We start from the raw sequence: 18,215 nt of genomic DNA, 5'->3' as shown, positions 1-18,215 counted from the left end.
GCAAGCGGCTCAGCGCCAGTAGGCGTAGGTCCAGGCGAGCCCGAAGCCGCAGCGCCGGTACACCCGGGTCGCGCTGTTGTTCGCGACCTCGACCTGCAGCACCATCCGGTCGTGGCCGCGCTGCAGGGCCTCGCGCGCCAGCGCGGCGAGCACTCGCGTGGCCAGGCCGCGGCCGCGGTGCGTGAGGGCGGTGCGCATGCCGTGGATGCTGGCCCAGCCGTGACCCAGCGCCAGCACGCCGCCGGCCACCACACGCTCGCCCTCGCGGATGCCGGCGAACAATGAACCCTTCGCCCGCCTGAGCGTCGCGACCCGGCTCGCGCCGTCGGCGGGATCGAAACCCTCGCCCAGGAAGACCGCCGCCCACGCCTCGTCGGGTTCCGTCGCTACCTGGACCTCGCCGGTGGCGGCCCCGGCCACATCGCGCGCCGCGGCGACCATGACCTGCGTCGCCTGCTGCGGAGGTAGCCCGAGGCGGGCGAGCTCGCGCTCGACCGGCGCCATCGCGGCCAGCTGCGCGACGCGGAAGTTGGGACTGACGCCGCGCGCCCGGTAGCGCTCGAAGATCTCGGCCACGACCGAGGCGTCGGGCGCGTCGTGGCGCAGCGGCACGGCGCTGCGCGCGCGGTTGACCGTCACGCTGTCGAAGGCCAGCAGCCAGCCGGGAAGTTCCTCGACCTCGCGCGGCGCCACCGCCGCCACCGTGGCGCGTTCGATGGCCTCGACATCGAGGACCGGGCGTTCATTCATGGTCATCCCAGCACCGGCTCGTCCGGCAGTTCGTTGGGGCTTGCCGCGCCGGGGGCAAGCGGAAAGTGCGCCACCAGCAGGGCGGAGACTTCTTCCAGCGCCTGCGTGAGGCCGTCCTCGAAGCGGCCGGCCTGGAAGGCGCCGCGCATGCGCTCGACGATGCGCTGCCACTCGCCCGGGTCCACCCGCGCGGCGAGGCCGCGGTCGGCGACGATCTCGATGGCGTGCTCGGCCAGCAGCAGGTAAATCAGCACGCCGTTGTTGTGCTCGGTGTCCCACACCCGCAGCTTGCCGAAGATGGCGAGCGCGCGTTCGCGCGGCGGCGCGTCGCGCAGGATGTAGCTGGCCGGCAGGCCCGCCTCGACGTACATGCGGATCTCCCCGCTATGGCGTCTTTCGCTGGCGCCCACGCGCTGCCCGAGGCGCTCGACCATCGCGGGCGGCACGGCGCGCGCCAGGTCGGCGTCATCCATCCAGCGGTGCCTGAACAGGCGCGTGATGATGCGGCCCCAGTCGCGTGCCATTACCAGTCTCCCGAAGCGCCGCCGCCGCCGAAATCGCCGCCCCCGCCGGAGCCGCCCCAGCCGCCGCCACCGCCACCGCCGCCCCAACTGCCGCCGGAGCCCCAGTTGCCGCCGCCGCCGTAGCCGCCCACGATCCAGGGCGCGCCGCTGCGGCCGCGGTGCCGGCCAGGGCCCGGACCCGCGGCGGGCGACCACTGCGACAGCAGCGAGAACATGAGCGCGACGAAGCCGGCGATCGCCGCCACCAGCAGGCTGGTCGAGATCAGCCAGGCCACCGCCCCGATGCCGCCGCCGGTGATCAGCGAGCCCAGCTTGCGCCCGAAGATGCCGCGCAGGGCGGCGCCAGCCACCGGCACGGCGATGAACAGCATGATCGCCAGGTCCATCCAGTCGAAGCCGTCGTTCGCGGCGCGCTGCGACGGCGGCGGCAGGGCTTCGCCCTTGATCCGAGCGATCAGCCGGTCGACGCCGGCGTGCAGGCCGGCCGCAAAGTTGCCCTGGCGGAACTGCGGCGTGATCGCCTCGTCGATGATGCGCTTGGCCGCGAGGTCGGGGATGGCGCCTTCCAGCGTCTTGGCCACTTCGACGCGGACCTTGCGGTCGTTCTTGGCGACCACAATCAGCACGCCGTCGCCGATCTCCTTGCGGCCAATCTTCCATTCGTTGCCCACGCGGTTGGCGAAGCTGGCGTCGTCCTCGGGCAAGGTGGTCGCAACGATCAGGATCGCGATCTGCGTACCTCCGGCCTGCTCGAAGGCCATCAGCTTGTCTTCCAGGGCCTTGAGCTGGATGGCATCCAGCGTGCCGGTCTGGTCGATGACGTGCGCCGTCAGCGGCGGGACCGGCTGCAGGTCCTGGGCCCGCGCTGCGCCGCAGGCCAGCAGCAGCGCGAGCAGCCAGGTGAAGAAGAGCTGCGAGTGCTCCTGGTGCGCCATCGAGCGCATGCGCGCCTATTTCTTGGTGCCGAACTCGACCTGCGGCGGCTTGGAGATCTGCGCCTCGTTCTCCACCGTGAAGCTGGCCTTTGGCTGGTAGCCGAACACCATCGCGGTGAGGTTGGTGGGGAAGCTGCGCGCGAGCACGTTGTACGCCTGCACGGTCTGGATGTAGCGGTTGCGCGCCACGGTGATGCGATTCTCGGTGCCCTCGAGCTGCACGCGCAGGTCGCGGAACCCCTGGTTGGCTTTCAGGTCGGGGTACCGTTCTGACACCACCAGCAGCCGGCTCAACGCACTCGAGAGCTCGCCCTGCGCCTGCTGGAAGCGCTGCATCGCCTGCGGGTCGTTCAAGGTCTCGGGCGTGACCTGCACCGCGGTCGCCTTGGCGCGCGCCTCGATCACGCGCGTGAGCGTCTCCTGCTCGAAGTTCGCCTCGCCCTTGACGGTGGCCACCAGGTTGGGCACTAGGTCGGCGCGACGCTGGTACTGGTTGAGCACCTCGCTCCAGGCGGACTTGCTCTGCTCGTCCAGCCGCTGGAAATCGTTGTAGCCGCAGCCGCTAAGGGACAGGGCGGCAAGAAGGACCAGGAACCAGCGCATCATCGTTCTTCCCTTTCAAGAGCCAGGGCACACGAAAACACCAGGGCCCATGTTGCTCTGCGTTTGTTGCATCGCGAACAGGTGCCCTAGCATACATGGATGGTGGCCGAGCCGATTCAAGTCCTGCGTAGCGCGGCCGCGCCTGCCGCGCCGGCGGCGCGCCGGGCGCGGCTCGTGATCGCCGGCGCGACCGGGGCGATGGGCAACGAGGTGATGCGCCTGCTGGTGGGCTCGCTGGCGTTCGACTCGACCGAGGTGCTGGCCAGCGAACCGATGACCACCGGCCTGCGCCACGTCCACAGCTGGGTGGCGCCAGCGGCCGAGCCGGGCGAGTGGCCGCCGCTGGCTGCCGACACGGCGGTGGTGATGTTCGATCCGCCGCGCCTGTTCTACGGGCGCGAGCGGGCCCTGTGGACGCCGGCGCCGCAGCAGCTGCCCGCCCTTGCGCGATGGCTGCGCGTGGGCGGCGTGCAGACCCTCGCCATCGTCATGCCGCACACGCAGATGCGTCTGCCGCAGGCGCTCAAGCAGGGGCTGGCCAACCTCGACGAGCAGGCGATCGCGGCGCTCGGCTTCGAACGGCTGCTGATCGTGCGCACGGCGCAAAAGCCCAGCGACAGGGCGGCGCCGAATCCGCTCGCCGCGGTGGCGCACTGGATGCTTTCGGCCTTCAAGTACATGGTGCCGAGCGGAGAGCTGCCGGTGCGTGCGGTGAAGGTCGCCGAATTCGTGGCCTGCGCGCTGCGGATGGCGCCGCCGGGCATCCACGTCGCCGCGCCGGAGACGGTGTGGCAGGCGTCGCAGGGCCAGGTGCGCGCGGAGGTCGCGCGCTGGCTCGAAGTCCCGGGCGAGCAGCCGCCGGCCGGCTGAATGGCAAAATCCACGGAACTCGTTTCCGCCCGATGGAAAAGAAAAGCAAGCTCCACGCCCTGAACCTCGATGGCGACGCCGATGACGTCGAGGCGGCCTTCTACGAAGCGCTGCAGAACGCTGACATCGACAAGCTGATGGCGTGCTGGGCCGACGAGGACGAGATCGTCTGCGTGCACCCCGGCGGCCCGCGCGTGGTCGGCCCGGCAGCGATCCGCGCCACCTTCGAGAACATGTTCGGCAACGGCAGCATCCGCGCCTGGCCGCAACAGGCGCGCAAGACCCAGGCCATGGGCAGCGCGGTGCACAACGTGCTGGAGCGGGTGGAGGTGATGGGCCCGCAGGGCCCGGTCAACGCCTGGGTGATCGCCACCAACGTGTACCACCGCACCGCCCACGGCTGGCGCCTGGTGGCGCACCACGCCAGCCCGGGCACCGCCAGCGAGATCCAGGAAGTCTCCGGGGCGCCGCAGCTGTTGCACTAGAGACGGGCCGGGTGGAGGATTACCGCGCGCCCTGGTGGCTGCCCGGGGGCAATCTGCAGACGATCTGGCCCGTGCTGTGCGCGCGGCGCGCGTTCGGCGGGCATCCGCACTACCGGCGCGAGCGCTGGAGCACGCCCGACGGCGACTTCGTCGATGCCGACTGGCTGGCGGCGCCGGTGCGCCGCGACCTGCTGCTCGTGCTGTTCCATGGACTCGAGGGTTCGTCGCGCAGCCACTACGCCGAGGCCTTCGCCGATTTCTGCGCCGAGCGCGGCGTCGCGCTGGTGATCCCGCACTTCCGCGGCTGCGGCGGCGAGCTCAACATCGGCCCGCGCGCCTACCACTCGGGCGACCACGAGGAAATCGGCTGGATGCTGGCGCGACTGCGCGCGCAGCACCGCGGTCCCATCGTGGCGGTTGGCGTGTCGCTGGGCGGCAATGCGCTGATGCGCTGGGCCGGCGAAGCCGGCGAGTCGGCGGCACGGTGGGTCGATGCGGTGGCGTCGGTGTGTTCGCCGCTGGACCTGGCGGCCGGCTCGGTGGCGATCGGCCGCGGCTTCAACCGGCTGGTCTACACCACGATGTTCCTGCGCAGCATGAAGCCCAAGGCACTGCAGAAGCTGCAGCAGCATCCCGGCTTGTTCGACGCGGGCAAGCTGGCGGCGGCGCGCGACCTCTACGAGTTCGACGACATCTTCACCGCGCCGCTGCACGGCTTTCGCAATGCCGACGACTACTACGCGCGGGCCTCGGCCAAGCCGCACCTGCATCGCATCCGCGTTCCGGCGCTCGCGCTCAATGCGCGCAACGATCCGTTCGTGCCGGCGGCCAGCTTGCCGGGCGCCGCCGAGGCCGGGCCCCGGGTGACGCTGTGGCAGCCGGCGCACGGCGGCCATGTGGGCTTTACCGACGGCCGGCTCCCCGGCCACGTGCGCCGCATGCCCGACGCGGTCGGCGGCTGGCTGCTGGCGCAGTGCGGGTTCTGAACGCGGCTCAGTGCCGGGCGAGGTTCGCGGCCGAGGCGGCCCGCGCCGGCGCCACCGCCGGCACGGTGGCCGAGGCCGGCAGCGCAGGAGCCGATGCCACCGGCGCGGGGGCCGCCGCCGGTGCCGGCGGCGCCATGCCGGCCGGCCAGGGCACTTCGGCGGCCGGCCGCGCCTTGCCGATCGGCGTGGTGGCCTGGCCCTTGCGCACCGCCGCCATGTCCTCCTCGCTGGGGTAGACGCCGGTAAGGTAGTAGTCGAAGGCGCGGCGCGCGATGGGCGCCGAATTCTGCGCGCCGAAGCCGGCGTTCTCGACGATCATGGCAATCGCGATCTTCGGGTTGTCGGCCGGGGCGTAGGCCATGTACAGCGCGTGATCGCGGTGCCGCTCGTCCATCTGCGAGGCGTTGTACTTCGCGCCCTGGGCGATGGTCACCACCTGGGCCGTACCGGTCTTGCCGCCGCTGGTGTAAGGGGCGCCCTGGAAGGCCCGCGCCGAGGTGCCCTCGAGGTTCACCCCCACCAGCGCATTGCGGATGATCGCGATGTTCTCGGGCTTGGCAATGCGCTCGCCGACGGTCTGGTGCACCGCGCTCTCGAGCTGCTGGTGCGTGACCGGATCGACCACCTTTTGCACCAGGTGCGGCTTCATCTTGACGCCGTCGTTGGCCAGGATCCCGGTGGCCGAGGCCAACTGCAGCATGGTGAAGTTGTTGTAGCCCTGTCCGATGCCCAGCGAAATCGTCTCGCCGGCATACCACTTCTGCTGCTCCGGCTTGCGGTAGGCCTTGCGCTTCCAGTGCGTGGAAGGCAACAGGCCGCGCGACTCGCCCTGGATGTCGATGCCGGTGAGCTCGCCGAAGCCGAACTTGACCAGCTCGTCGTGCATCAGGTCCACGCCCATGTCGTTGGCGAGCAGGTAGTAGTAGGTGTCGCACGAGTGCACGATCGACTTGTACATGTCGACCGAGCCGTGGCCGCCTTCCTTGTCGTCGCGGAACTTGTGGCCGCCGAACCAGAAGTAGCCGGGGTCGGAGATCGACTGCTGGGGCGTGCGCTTGCCGGTCTCCAGCGCGGCCAGGGCCATGAAGGGCTTGTAGGTCGAACCCGGCGGGTAGGTGCCGCGCAGCGCGCGGTTCAGCAGCGGTTTGTCGATCGACTCGTTCAGGGCGGTCCAGTTTTCCTGGTCGATGCCGTCGACGAACAGGTTGGGGTCGAAAGTGGGCTTGCTGACGAAGGCCAGCACTTCGCCGGTCTTCGGATCGATCGCGACGAAGGCGCCGCGGCGATCGCCGTAGAGGTCCTCCACCAGCTTCTGCAGCCGGATGTCGATGGACATCACCACCGTATTGCCCGGGGTGGCAGCGTGGCTGGCCAGCTTGCGGATCGCCCGGCCGCCGGCCGAGGTTTCCACATGCTCGACACCGGTGACGCCATGCAGCTGCTCCTCGTAGCTTTGCTCGATGCCGAGCTTGCCGATGTACTCGGTGCCGCGGTAGTTGGCCTGCTGGTCCTCGGGCCAGTCCTCCATCGCCTTCTTCTCGGTCTGGTTGACGCGGCCGATGTAACCGATCACATGGCTGGCGAGCTCGCCGAAGGGGTAGTTGCGGAACAGCCGCGCCTTGATCTCCACGCCGGGGAAGCGCCAGCCGTGCGCGGCGAAGCGGGCGACCTCCTCGTCGGTCAGGCGGCTTCGGATCGGCAGCGAGTCGAAGCTCTTGGTCTCCTCCATGAGCTTCTTGAACCGGCGCTTGTCGCGCGGCTGGATGTCGATCACCTTGGACAGCTCTTCGATCGCCTTGTCCAGCGGCATGGACAGGCGCGCGGGCATGATCTCCAGCGTGTAGGCCGAATAGTTGGTGGCCAGGATCACGCCGTTGCGGTCCAGGATCAGGCCGCGGTTGGGCACCACCGGCACGACCGCCGTGCGGTTGTTCTCTGCCTGCTCGCTCAGGTCGGCATGCCGGTACACCTGCAGGTAAAGCAGGCGCGTGGCCAGCAGCAGGAAGCACACCACCACCACCAGACTGGCCGCGAACACCCGCAGGCGAAATCGCGACAGGTCGGCTTCGACGTTTCTGAGCTCGGTCATGGACGACCTAAAGGGGTCTGTTCTCGTCCGGGTCGGGTGCGCGGCGCTGCGGCGCCAGCAGGATCACGCTGACCACCGGCCACAGCAGGCCTTCGAGCACCGGGGCCAGCACCACCTCCCAGCCGGGGAAGACGCCGCCGGCGATCATCCGGATCGCCAGCTCGATCAGGTGCGCCGCGGCGAACAGCGGGAACACCTGCACCGCCTGCGAGGGCACGGTGAACCACAGCAGGCGGCGATGGATGGTGATGGCGAAGAAGGTCAACGCTGTGTAGGCCAGCGCATGCTGCCCGAGCAGCGCCGCCTGGTGCACGTCCATTGCCAGGCCGAACACGAAGGCCGCGCCGATGCCCACGCGCAGGGGCTGGTGCACGCTCCAGAAGACCAGCACCAGCGCCAGCAGGTCGGGCATCCAGGGCGTGCGGCCGAGCGGCAGCATGTTCACCATCAGGGCGACGAACAGGCTTCCCCAGATGAACAGCGGGTTGGCCGGCAGCAGCAGCGGCTGGCCCGGGCGCATGATCATGGCCGAGCCTCCAGGCGACACTGAATGACCCCCCGTGAGGGCGGTCCCGCGAGGGGCTTGTTGAGCGTTGCCATCACTTCTTCGCCTTCTTCCCGGCGGTGCCGGGCGCCGAATCCTCGGGCGCGGGCCGCGCCGGCACGCTCTGGTTCAGGCTGGCCAGCACCATCACATGGCGCGCGCCGTCCACCAGCGCCTGTGGCACGCAATCGATGCGGGCGAAGCCCGAATCGGCGCGCCGCTCGACCTTCTGGACCTTGGCCACCGGCAGCCCCGGCGGGTAGACGCCGTCGACGCCGCTGGTGGTGAGCAGGTCGCCCGGTTGGACGTCGGCGTTGCCCGCCATGAAGCGCAGTTCCAGCGAGCCGCCGTGCGCCGAGGGATCGCCATAGGCGACGCTGCGCGCGCCGGTGCGGGTGTTGAGCACCGGGATCGCATGCCCGCGGTCGGTCAGCAGCGTCACTTCGCTCACCAGCGGGTGCACCCGCGTCACCTGGCCGAGCACGCCCGATTCGTCGATCACCGGCGAGCCCGGCTGCACGCCCTGGGCCAGGCCCTTGTCGATGATCACCTTGCGGGTGTAGGGGTCGGCGGCCTCATACAGCACTTCCGCCGCCATCGCCGCCGTGCCGGTCCGCTCGCGCAGCTGGAGCAGCTTGCGCAGCCGCTCGTTCTCCAGCGCGAGCTCATCGACCTGGTTGGCGCGCAGCGACTGCTGGGCGAGCTTCTGGCGGGCCTGGGCCTCGCTGGCCTGCGCGCTGCGAAGCGTCTCGAAGTACTCGGCCCCGTAGCGCACCGCCAGCACCGGGCGCAGGGCCAGCCACTGCAGCGGATACAGCACGGTGGCCACGCCGGCGCGCAGCGGCTGCGACACCCGGAAACGCGTGTCGGCCACCATCAGGAACAGGGCGATGGCGGAGAAAACCATCAGCTTGGACAGCGCAGAGGGCCCTTGCTTGAAGAAGGGCGGCGGGGTCCGGTCGAGCGTGCCGAGTGGCATGGAATTCAAGCCCCCTCACCCATTAGGGAGTAGGGCTGGGGCGAGGGGCACGCCAAGTATGCCCTCACCCCGACCCTCTTTCAAAAGGGAGAGGGAACAACAAATCTCACTCGTTGGTGAAGATCGAGCCCAGGCGGTCCATGCGCTCCAGCGCGATGCCGCAGCCGCGCACCACGCAGGTGAGCGGGTCTTCGGCCACCAGCACCGGCAGGCCCGTCTCTTCGGCCAGCAGACGGTCGAGGTCGCGCAGCAGCGCGCCGCCGCCGGTCAGCATCATGCCGCGGTCGGCGATGTCGGCGCCCAGTTCCGGCGGCGTGCTTTCCAGCGCGTTCTTCACGGCGGAAACGATGTTGTTCAGCGGGTCCGTGAGCGCCTCCAGCACTTCGTTGCTGGAGATCGTGAACGAGCGCGGCACGCCCTCAGACAGGTTGCGGCCCTTGACCTCGATTTCCCGCACTTCGCTGCCCGGGAAGGCCGAGCCGATGTTCTTCTTGATCGCTTCGGCAGTGGGCTCGCCGATCAGCATGCCGTAATTGCGGCGGATGTAGCTGATGATGGCCTCGTCGAACTTGTCGCCGCCGACCCGCACGCTGCCCTTGTAGACCATGCCGCCCAGGGAGATCACGCCCACTTCGGTGGTGCCGCCGCCGATGTCGACCACCATGGAGCCGGAGGCTTCGGACACCGGCAGGCCGGCACCGATCGCGGCCGCCATCGGCTCCTCGATCAGGTAGACGGTGCTGGCGCCGGCGGCCTCGGCGGCGTCCTTGATGGCGCGCCGCTCGACCTGGGTGGAACCGCAGGGCACGCAGATGATGATGCGCGGGCTCGGCTTCATGATGGACCGCGGATGGACCATCTTGATGAACTGCTTGATCATCTGCTCGGTGATGATGAAGTCGGCGATCACGCCGTCCTTCATCGGGCGGATCGCCTCGATGTTGCCGGGGACCTTGCCGAGCATGGCCTTGGCCTCGTGGCCGACGGCCTGAATGACCTTCTTGCCGTGCGGTCCGCCTTCGTGACGGATGGCGACCACCGAGGGCTCGTCCAGCACGATGCCCCGTTCACGAGCGAAGATCAGGGTATTGGCAGTGCCCAGGTCGATGGCCAGGTCGGTAGACAAGTACCGACGGAAAGCTCCGAACATCGGAAAGTCCTCTCGCGCAACGCGGCGGCCCCTTGTGTCGCCGGCCCGCTGTGATCAATGTTGGCGCGGGCCAAGAAGCCCGCTGTTTAACTGCAAATACCGCCCGTTTCGGGGCCCCTGCATCAAAGGCGGGATAATACCTGATCCCCTGTTGAGCATCGGCCCGAAAAGGGCCAACTTTTCCCGTTACAGGCCGGGTGTTACATGCCCGGTTTTTACGAACCTTCCGCCATGGCGCTCACCGCCCAAGACATCGCCCGCATCGCGCACCTCGCGCGGCTGGAACTCGATCCCGACGAGAGCCAGCGCATGCAATCCCAGATCAACGGCTTTTTCGACATCGTGGAAAAGATGCGCGCCGTCGACACCGCCGGCGTGGAACCGCTGCCGCATCCGGTGGCCACGGTGCGCGAGGTGGCGCTGCGCCTGCGCGAGGATGCCGCCAGCGAGCCCGACCAGCGCGAAGCGAACCAGCGCAGCGCCCCGGCGGTGGAGCGCGGCCTGTTCCTGGTACCCAAAGTGATCGAGTGAGATGGCGGCATTGCATGAACTGACGGTGGCGCAACTGGCCACCGAACTGCGCGGCGGCAAGGTGTCCGCCACCGAAGCGGCGCGCCACTTCCTGGCGCGCGGCGCGAAACACGGGGCGCTGGGCGCCTACCTGGCGGTCGACGAGGAGGTGACGCTGGCCCAGGCCCAGGCGGCCGACCAGCGCCTCGCCGCCGGCGACACGGCGCCGCTGCTGGGCGTGCCCATCGCCCACAAGGACATCTTTGTAACCAAGGACTTCGCCAGCACGGCCGGCTCGAAGATGCTGGAGGGCTACCGCTCGCCCTTTGACGCGACGGTGGTCAGCCGGCTGGCCGCCGCCGGCTGCGTGTCGCTGGGCAAGCTCAATTGCGATGAGTTCGCCATGGGCTCGTCCAACGAGAACTCGGCCTACCTGCCGGCCAGGAACCCCTGGGACCTGAGCCGGATCCCGGGCGGCTCGTCGGGCGGCAGCGCCGTGGCGGTGGCGGCGCGCCTGGCGCCGGCGGCCACCGGCACCGATACCGGCGGCTCGATCCGCCAGCCGGCGTCGTTCTGCGGCATCACCGGCATCAAGCCGACTTACGGCCGCGCCTCGCGCTACGGCATGATCGCCTTCGCCTCCAGCCTGGACCAGGCCGGGCCGATGGCGCGCAGCGCCGAGGACTGCGCGCTGCTGCTGTCGGCGATCTGCGGCCCGGATCCGGACCGCGATTCGACCTCGCTGGACCTGCCGGCTGAGGATTTCACGAAAGCGCTGGAGGGCTCCATCGCGGGCCTGCGCATCGGCGTGCCCAAGGAGTTCTTCGGCGAGGGCCTGGCGGCCGACGTGCGCGCCGCCATCGATGGCGCGCTCAAGGAATACGAAAAGCTGGGCGCGACGCTGGTGGAAGTGTCGCTGCCGCGCACCGAGCTGGCGATTCCCGTCTACTACATCATCGCCCCGGCCGAGGCTTCGTCCAACCTGTCGCGTTTCGACGGCGTGAAGTTCGGCCACCGCGCCAAGGACTACAGCGACCTGCTCGACATGTACAAGAAGACCCGCGCCGAAGGCTTCGGCGACGAGGTCAAGCGCCGCATCATGATCGGCACCTACGTGCTGTCGCACGGCTACTACGACGCCTACTACCTGCAGGCGCAGAAGATCCGCCGCATGATCGCCGACGACTTCCAGCAGGCGTTCCAGCAGTGCGACCTGATCGCCGGCCCGGTGGCGCCCACGGTGGCCTGGAAGTTGGGCGAGCACGGCAGCGATCCGCTGGCCGACTACCTGGCCGACATCTTCACCCTGCCCGGGTCGCTGGCCGGCCTGCCCGGCATGAGCGTGCCCTGCGGCTTTGGTGCCGGCGGCATGCCGGTGGGCCTGCAGCTGCTGGGCAACTACTTCGCCGAGGGCAAGTTGCTGAACGCGGCGCACCGGTTCCAGCAGGCCACCGATTTCCACTTGCGCGCTCCGGAAGGCTATTGAAATGAGCGCAAAACTGATCCAGGGCTACGAAGTCGTCATCGGCTTCGAGACGCACACCCAGCTGTCGACCCAGTCGAAGATCTTCAGCCGCGCGCCGACGGCCTTCGGCGCCGAGCCCAACACCCAGGCCAGCGCGGTGGACCTGGCGCTGCCCGGCACGCTGCCGGTGATGAACAAGGGCGCGGTGGAACGCGCCATCGAGTTCGGGCTGGCGGTCAATGCCCACATCGCGCCGCACAGCATCTTTGCACGCAAGAACTATTTCTATCCCGACCTGCCCAAGGGCTACCAGATCAGCCAGTACGAGATCCCGGTGGTGCAGGGCGGCGTGGTGGAGTTCTACCTGGGTGACGAGAAGAAGTCGGTGCGCCTGGTGCGCGCCCACCTGGAGGAAGACGCCGGCAAGTCGCTGCACGAGGACTTCATCGGCCAGTCGGGCATCGACCTGAACCGGGCCGGCACGCCGCTGCTGGAGATCGTGACCGAGCCCGACATGCGCTCCTCGGACGAGGCCGTGGCCTACGCCAAGGAGCTGCACAAGATCGTCACCTGGATCGGCATCTGCGACGGCAACATGCAGGAAGGCAGTTTCCGCTGCGACGCCAACGTGTCGGTGCGCAAGCCGGGCGGACAGCTGGGCACCCGGCGCGAGATCAAGAACCTGAACAGCTTCAAGTTCATGCAGCAGGCCATCGACTACGAGGTGCGCTGGCAGATCGACGAACTGGAAGACGGCCGCGCGATCGAGCAGGCCACGGTGCTGTTCGACCCGGACACCGGCGAGACGCGCGCCATGCGCACCAAGGAAGACGCGGCCGACTACCGCTACTTCCCCGACCCCGACCTGCCGCCGCTGGCGATCGCGCCGGAGTGGGTGGAACGCGTGCGCGCCGGCATGGCCGAATTGCCGCGCACCATGGCGGCGCGCTTCGTCGCCGACTACGGGCTGCCCGAATACGACGCGACCACGCTGACCCAGAGCAAGGCGATGGCGGCCTATTTCGAAGAGGCTGCCAAGGCCTCGAAGCAGCCCAAGCTCGCGAGCAACTGGGTGATGGGCGAGCTGTCGCGCCGCATCAATACCGGCGAGGCCACGATCGAGAGCGCGCCGGTCGGTGCGGCGCAGCTGGCGGCCCTGATCGGCCGCATCGCCGACGGCACCATCTCCAACAACGCCGCCCGCCAGGTGTTCGACGCCCTGTGGAGCGGCGAAGGCGCGCAGGTGGACGCCCTCATCGAGGCCAAGGGCCTGAAGCAGATGAGCGACACCGGAGCGCTCGAGAAGATCATCGACGAGGTGATCGCCGCCAATCCCGACAACGTGGCGCAGTTCAAGGCCGGCAAGGACAAGGCCTTCAATGCGCTGGTCGGCCAGGTGATGAAGGGCAGCAAGGGCAAGGCCAACCCGCAGCAGGTCAACGAGCTGCTGCGCAAGAAACTCTCCGGCTAGCGACGCGCGGCCATGGTCCACCCCTTCCAGTGCCGCTGCGGCACCGTGCGAGGCGAGGTGGACGAACCGCGGCGCGCGATGCGCGCCGTCTGCTATTGCCGGGACTGCCGCGCCTACGCGCACTGGCTCGGCCATCCCGGGCAGGTGCTGGACCCGCTGGGCGGCACCGACATCGTGGCGACGCATGCCCGCTATGTGCGGCTGACGGCGGGCACGTCCGCCCTGGCCTGCATGTCGCTGTCGCCGCGCGGGCTGCTGCGCTGGTACGCGAGCTGCTGCAACACCCCGGTGGGCAACACGTCGCGCAGCGGCAAGCTGCCCTACGTCGGCCTGGTGCACAGCTGCCTGGCGCAGGTGCGGCCGCTGGAGCCCGCTTTCCCGCCGGTGCAGATGGACATCAACCGCCAGTCCGCGCTGGGACCGGCGCCGTCTCGCGGCGGCGCGGCGGTGATGGCGCGCTTCCTGGCCAAGATGCTGCGGCTTGCCGCGGCGCGGCTGACGGGAAGCTGGCGGCGATCGCCTTTCTTCGATAGGGCAGGCCACCCGGTGGTGCCGGTGCATGTGCCACCGAAGGCGGAAGTCGAGGCCGCGCGCCGGGCTGCCGGGTAGGTGGCAAAGGCCGCGGGGCGCCGGTCACCGGCCAAGGGGCCAGAAAACAAAAAAGGCCGTCCCGAGGACGGCCTTTTGGCTGGGCAACTGCCCGCTCGGTTAGTTCAGCGTGCGCTGGGCAGTCGCCATGCTGCCGGCGCCGTCCCAGGCCTTCACGCTGACCGGGCCGGCCCCCTTGGCGCAGGTCACGGTCAGGCCGCTGGGCTTGTCGCCGCCCGGGCAGGTCCAGTGCGCTGCGAGGAGCGTGTTCGTGCCGCCGGCGGGCCGCAGACCGAGGCGGATGCGGCTGGGCGTGTCTTCCAGGACGAGGATCTCGAGCGACAGGGGCCAATGGATCGTCAGCGTCTGCGACCAGGCGCGCGACTTGCCAGTGGTGTTGTCGGTCACGGAGGCGGTGACCTTGTAGCTGCCGGGTGTCGTGAAGGCGTGCGCGAGTCGCTCCTGGCTGGCCGAGGAGACGAGCGGCGTGCCGTCGCCGAAGTCCCAGCTGATTGCGCTGAGCACGTGGTTGGGCAGCTTCCAGTTGTCCTGCGGCTGGCCGGTCGAGCCGTAGAAGCTGATGGTGGCCGGGCCGCTGGTGGCCAGGCGCGTGGGATAGAACTGAACGCCCGGCAGGCTGGCGACCGAGGTGTCGGCGACCGCCTTCACCGCGACCTTGGCCGGCTTGACCTTGAAGCCCAGGGCCACCGCGTTGTCATAGCCGGCATCGGCGATCGACTGCGCCAGGTCGGGGCCCACGTTGTACTTCAGGAAGTCGCTCGAGCCGATCTGGGCGGTCGAATAGTCGTTGAGGTTCCAGTTGTAGCCCAGGAAGTCGCCGGCCAGGCCGACCACGTTGACCGACTCCACGTCGACCATCGCGGCGCGGATCGCGTCGTTCACTTCCGGGAAGGACTCACCGGGATTGCTCACCCACATCTGCGGGCCGATGCGCAGCGCCGTGATGTAGGTGCCCAGCGTGGTCGAGCCGGTGCCGGTCGTGCTGCAGTTGCCGTTGCACCAGGGCGCCGTCAGCGAGCGCGGGATGGAGCAGTTGCCGCCCAGCGCGGCGTTGCAGTTGGGTCCGCCCAGGCCGGCGCCGGCCGCGTTGTACTTCATGAGCGCGAGCAGGCCCTGGTTGCCGGCGGACGGGCCCACCGTGACGTTCTTCAGGACCTCGGCGCTGCCCAGGGCGTCGCTCTTCAGCGGGGTGGCCTTGGCCATCGCCAGGCGCAGCGCATTGACCACGAACTCACCCTGGAAGCCGACCTCGGCGTAATCCGGGTTCTGGCCGGGGGGCTCCTGCCGGCCCAGCGTGCCGGTGCCCACCACGGCGGTGCCGGCGAAGGTGTCGTCCATCTGCTTGCGCACGTAGCCCGGCACGTCGGCCGAGAAGCCCTGCACGACCGTGCCGTTGAAGGGCCGGAACTGGTCGGGATGGGTCGGGATGCTCACGTACAGCGAGTTGGTCGCCCCAGTCGCGGGATCGCGCGCCCACAGCACGGGCATGCGCGGGTCGACGGGGAAGCCGTCCGGATGGTTGGTGCCCTGGCCGTTCTGCCAGATCATCGTGTTCAGGTCGCCGTTGACGGTCCACAGCTCCGAGGTCTTCAGGTTGGCCGCCGCCTGGTCGACCGCCCGCACGACGGCGTCGTGCACCGCCTTGACGTAGGCGCGGTTTTCCGGGCCCATCAGGCCCCAGATGCCGACCACCGTCGGCGTCGCATGCGAGTGGGTGGTCGACACCATCACCGCCGACCGGTCGGCCTTGAAGCCGCGGGCTTCCAGCGCCTTGGCGGCGTTGACGCGGGCGCCGAACTGGCCATAGCCGGCCTCGGCGTCCTGGTATTCACCGAACCAGCCGGTGCTGTCGACCACCGCGAAGGCGACCGCCTTGTCGCCCTTGGCGACGACGAAGGCGCGCACCTGCAGCGGGTCGTTGCTGACCTGGATCGCCGGCTTGTTCTTGTCGCCGTAGCCGCCGGCAAACACCGGTTGCGACGGCGAGATGTCCACCACGGCCGCGCCGACCTGGAACAGTGCGTTGGGGGTCACGCTGGTCGCCACGGCGGGCGTGCCGCCGTCGCTGCCGCCGCACCCGGCGAGGGCGAGCAGCAGCAGGCTGCCGATCCAAAAAACCAATCTCTTCATCATGACTACAAAGTCTCCGCCAATGTTTTTGGTGGCCTGGCTGGCCTGCGTGATGGCGCAGCGCCGGGGCCGCTCGTGGGTTCACCACCTGGCCGCGCCGCGCGCGTGCGCGATGCGGCAAGGCGCGTCCATCGTGCATCGGCCGGGCGCGCCGGCCCTAGTCGTTTGGTGCCAGCAACTTGATCTTTGGTGACGCGTCCGTGTAACGGTCGCGTGCGGCGACGGACACGCGCCGGCCCTCGACCACCGCGCGTTGCAGGGCGCGCGGGCCGATGCCGAACCACCGCTGCACCGCGCGGCTGAAGGCCGACCCGTCGGCATAGCCCAGGTCGACCGCGATCTCGCCGAGCGTGAGATGGCGTTCCGACAGGCGGCGCAGCAGGCGCTGCTGGCGGCTGGCGTCCACCAGGGCGCTGAACTGGGTGCCTTCGCCCGCCAGGCGGCGCATCACGGTGCGCCGTGACATGCCCAGCCGCGCTGCCACCCACTCCAGGCTGTAGCTTGCCGCCGACCCGGTGCGGAACAATTGCTCGATCTGGGCGGCCAAGGACTTGGTCCAGCCCTGTTCACGCTCGGCCTCCTCGCAGGCCCGCCACGCCCGCTGGTATTCGCTCGCCGAAGCCGTCGGCAAGGCGGCATCGACGAGTGCATGCGGCAGCTGCAGCGCCATGTTGCTGCTGGAACCGGGGCCGACGCCGACGCCCAGTTCGGCCCAGACCGGCGTCGCCTCCGTGCGGGACGGAGGCAGGCGCAGGGTCATCGCGCCGGCCGCGCCGCGGCACAGATCCTCGAGCATCCGGCAGACCATGGCCCAGAGGAAGTCGAGCGTGAACCGTTCGACGTCGCCCAGCGCGACGCGGGGTTCGGCGTGCAGCTCGACCCCGTCGGGGTGTTCGTGCAACTTCAGGTCAAGCACCGCCAGGCGCAGCGGCGCAAAGCGCACCAGCGCCTCCAGCGCCTGGCGCTGGTCGCGCGCGCAGGCCATCAGGTAGCCCAGGGGACCGTGGGCCGGCAGCGGCACCCGATAGCCGGCCCGGATGGTCACGCTGGAGCGGCGCGCCTGGCGCTGCAAATCCCGCAGCAGCTGCCGCCAGGTCGACAGCGGAACTCCTTCGTCGCGCTCGCGCAGCGCCGCCGCATCGAGCCCGAGTGCGGCCAGCCGGGCGGCGAGATCGAAGCCCTCGGCCCGGGCCGAGGCCACCAGCACCCGAAGGTAGACCGGCGGGACCAGCGGCAAGTCGATGGCGGGCGCGGGATGGCGCAGGATCTTGCCAGCCCGCTCATGCGTGGCGGGCCCGGCGATGCGGGGGGAGTTGATCACGAGAGGCGCGCACGGCTGCATGCCGTGCGGGGCCCAGTGTGAGTCCCGATGGCCCGGAGCAGACCCCCAGCGGCAGGGGGGACCTCCGGTGCGCACCCTCAGCGCATCGGCGGCGTAGACCTATTCCACTAACGCGCTGCGCTGGCCGCCGCGTCGGCCTTGTGCTGCGCCCAGGGCTCCTTCAGCCGCCCACGCTCCTCGTCGAAGCGCGCGTTGATGCGCTGCTTCTCACCTTCCTGGTTGACGATGAAGCGTTTTTGCGCCGCCAGCTGCTGCTCCAGGTCTTCGACCTGGCGCTTGAATTTCGGCGGCGCCCTGCTCACATCGCCCTTGAAGAACTCCAGCTCGGTGTCCAACTTCCTGCGCTCGACCCCAAGATCGGCCACGCGCCGGTTGGCGGTGGCGATCACGGTGTCGACAGTCGCCAGCTGCGCGGAGCGCTCCCGGTCGTGCGCAGCCGGGTCCGGGTAGCGCGCGAGCAGCGCGCGGGCGCGCTTTTTTTCCTCGGCCTGCCGGTTGCGCTCCTCGGCGGCCTTGCGCGCCTTTTCGTCCTCGGCGGCGCGCTCGTCGGCGGACAGGGAGGGCCCGAGCTTGCGCACCACCCGTCCGCCCGGGCTCAACTCCTGCTGCTCGCGGTCATTGCATTCCGCGATCGGACGGTCCGAGGTGAGGCGCCTGCCTTTGGCATCGACGCAGGAGAAGATGCTGCCCTGGGCCGTGGCGGCCTGGGCCACGACCGCGGCCGTGCCAGCGATGGTGAAACGAATCAAGCAGCGCCGCACGTCCATGGCTTG

Annotated in this window: 18 protein-coding genes; 7 read left to right on the top strand and 11 right to left on the bottom strand. The window is 69.6% G+C overall.

Annotation, left to right across the window (positions count from 1 at the left end):
• Positions 1-9: 9 nt before the first annotated feature.
• From UC35_RS08685 to UC35_RS08670, 4 genes are read right to left on the bottom strand one after another with little or no spacing between them, the layout of a single operon-like run.
• Positions 10-750: a GNAT family N-acetyltransferase gene (locus tag UC35_RS08685; protein WP_061498087.1), complete on the bottom strand. Its 741-nt coding sequence runs from the start codon at positions 748-750 to the stop codon at positions 10-12.
• A 2-nt stretch (positions 751-752) separates the two neighbouring features.
• Entirely contained in the window at positions 753-1,274 is a 522-nt protein-coding gene (locus tag UC35_RS08680) for a TPM domain-containing protein (RefSeq protein ID WP_061498085.1), read from the bottom strand.
• Positions 1,274-2,218, bottom strand: a complete 945-nt coding sequence (locus tag UC35_RS08675) for a TPM domain-containing protein (protein WP_227820506.1) — start codon at positions 2,216-2,218, stop codon at positions 1,274-1,276. Before UC35_RS08675 ends, UC35_RS08680 begins: the two co-directional genes overlap by 1 nt.
• Positions 2,219-2,224: 6 nt before the next feature.
• Positions 2,225-2,815: a LemA family protein gene (locus tag UC35_RS08670; protein ID WP_061498083.1), complete on the bottom strand. Its 591-nt coding sequence runs from the start codon at positions 2,813-2,815 to the stop codon at positions 2,225-2,227.
• 96 nt (positions 2,816-2,911) lie between these two features.
• Between UC35_RS08670 and UC35_RS08665 the strand changes: the two genes are divergently transcribed.
• Genes UC35_RS08665 through UC35_RS08655 form a run of 3 tightly spaced genes read left to right on the top strand, consistent with a single transcriptional unit; the run spans position 2,912 to position 5,153 of the window.
• Complete coding sequence (locus UC35_RS08665) at positions 2,912-3,682, top strand: hypothetical protein (protein ID WP_061498080.1); 771 nt, start codon at positions 2,912-2,914, stop codon at positions 3,680-3,682.
• 32 nt (positions 3,683-3,714) lie between these two features.
• Positions 3,715-4,167: a YybH family protein gene (locus UC35_RS08660; protein WP_061498078.1), complete on the top strand. Its 453-nt coding sequence runs from the start codon at positions 3,715-3,717 to the stop codon at positions 4,165-4,167.
• A gap of 11 nt (positions 4,168-4,178) precedes the next feature.
• A complete protein-coding gene (locus UC35_RS08655) occupies positions 4,179-5,153 on the top strand; it encodes a YheT family hydrolase (protein ID WP_061498075.1) in 975 nt (324 codons plus the stop codon).
• A gap of 7 nt (positions 5,154-5,160) precedes the next feature.
• Here UC35_RS08655 and mrdA read toward each other — a convergent pair whose 3' ends face one another.
• The 4 genes from mrdA to UC35_RS08635 all read right to left on the bottom strand — a co-directional run bounded on the left by mrdA (position 5,161) and on the right by UC35_RS08635 (position 9,915).
• Positions 5,161-7,242 (bottom strand): penicillin-binding protein 2, encoded by a 2,082-nt coding sequence (mrdA, locus tag UC35_RS08650; protein ID WP_061498072.1) that lies wholly within the window; start codon positions 7,240-7,242, stop codon positions 5,161-5,163.
• A 7-nt stretch (positions 7,243-7,249) separates the two neighbouring features.
• Positions 7,250-7,768, bottom strand: a complete 519-nt coding sequence (mreD, locus tag UC35_RS08645; RefSeq protein ID WP_061498068.1) for a rod shape-determining protein MreD — start codon at positions 7,766-7,768, stop codon at positions 7,250-7,252.
• 73 nt (positions 7,769-7,841) lie between these two features.
• Entirely contained in the window at positions 7,842-8,765 is a 924-nt protein-coding gene (gene mreC / locus UC35_RS08640) for a rod shape-determining protein MreC (protein WP_061498065.1), read from the bottom strand.
• Positions 8,766-8,871: 106 nt separating this feature from the next.
• Positions 8,872-9,915, bottom strand: coding sequence for a rod shape-determining protein (locus tag UC35_RS08635; RefSeq protein ID WP_061498063.1), 1,044 nt, complete (start codon positions 9,913-9,915; stop codon positions 8,872-8,874).
• 231 nt (positions 9,916-10,146) lie between these two features.
• Here UC35_RS08635 and gatC point away from each other — a divergent pair, with 231 nt between their 5' ends.
• From gatC to UC35_RS08615, 4 genes are read left to right on the top strand one after another with little or no spacing between them, the layout of a single operon-like run.
• Entirely contained in the window at positions 10,147-10,446 is a 300-nt protein-coding gene (gatC, locus tag UC35_RS08630; protein ID WP_061503750.1) for an Asp-tRNA(Asn)/Glu-tRNA(Gln) amidotransferase subunit GatC, read from the top strand.
• Position 10,447: 1 nt separating this feature from the next.
• Positions 10,448-11,911 carry an Asp-tRNA(Asn)/Glu-tRNA(Gln) amidotransferase subunit GatA gene (gene gatA / locus UC35_RS08625; RefSeq protein WP_061498061.1) on the top strand — a complete coding sequence of 488 codons (1,464 nt, stop codon included), beginning with the start codon at positions 10,448-10,450 and terminating at the stop codon, positions 11,909-11,911.
• Between the two features lies 1 nt (position 11,912).
• Positions 11,913-13,361, top strand: coding sequence for an Asp-tRNA(Asn)/Glu-tRNA(Gln) amidotransferase subunit GatB (gene gatB, locus UC35_RS08620; protein WP_061498058.1), 1,449 nt, complete (start codon positions 11,913-11,915; stop codon positions 13,359-13,361).
• 12 nt (positions 13,362-13,373) lie between these two features.
• Entirely contained in the window at positions 13,374-13,970 is a 597-nt protein-coding gene (locus UC35_RS08615) for a DUF6151 family protein (protein WP_061498056.1), read from the top strand.
• A 99-nt stretch (positions 13,971-14,069) separates the two neighbouring features.
• Here the strand turns inward: UC35_RS08615 and UC35_RS08610 are convergent, their stop codons facing one another.
• The 3 genes from UC35_RS08610 to UC35_RS08600 all read right to left on the bottom strand — a co-directional run bounded on the left by UC35_RS08610 (position 14,070) and on the right by UC35_RS08600 (position 18,209).
• On the bottom strand, positions 14,070-16,103 hold the full coding sequence (locus tag UC35_RS08610) for a PKD domain-containing protein (protein WP_061498054.1): 2,034 nt from the start codon (positions 16,101-16,103) through the stop codon (positions 14,070-14,072).
• Between the two features lie 154 nt (positions 16,104-16,257).
• A complete protein-coding gene (locus UC35_RS08605; RefSeq protein WP_158513876.1) occupies positions 16,258-17,421 on the bottom strand; it encodes a helix-turn-helix transcriptional regulator in 1,164 nt (387 codons plus the stop codon).
• Between the two features lie 128 nt (positions 17,422-17,549).
• Positions 17,550-18,209 carry a DUF4124 domain-containing protein gene (locus tag UC35_RS08600; protein WP_061498051.1) on the bottom strand — a complete coding sequence of 220 codons (660 nt, stop codon included), beginning with the start codon at positions 18,207-18,209 and terminating at the stop codon, positions 17,550-17,552.
• Between the last annotated feature and the right edge of the window lie 6 nt (positions 18,210-18,215).

This window comes from Ramlibacter tataouinensis (assembly GCF_001580455.1).
GTDB lineage: Bacteria > Pseudomonadota > Gammaproteobacteria > Burkholderiales > Burkholderiaceae_C > Ramlibacter > Ramlibacter tataouinensis_B.
Note: the sequence above shows the minus strand (reverse complement) of the source record. Positions and strands in the feature narration are given on the sequence as shown.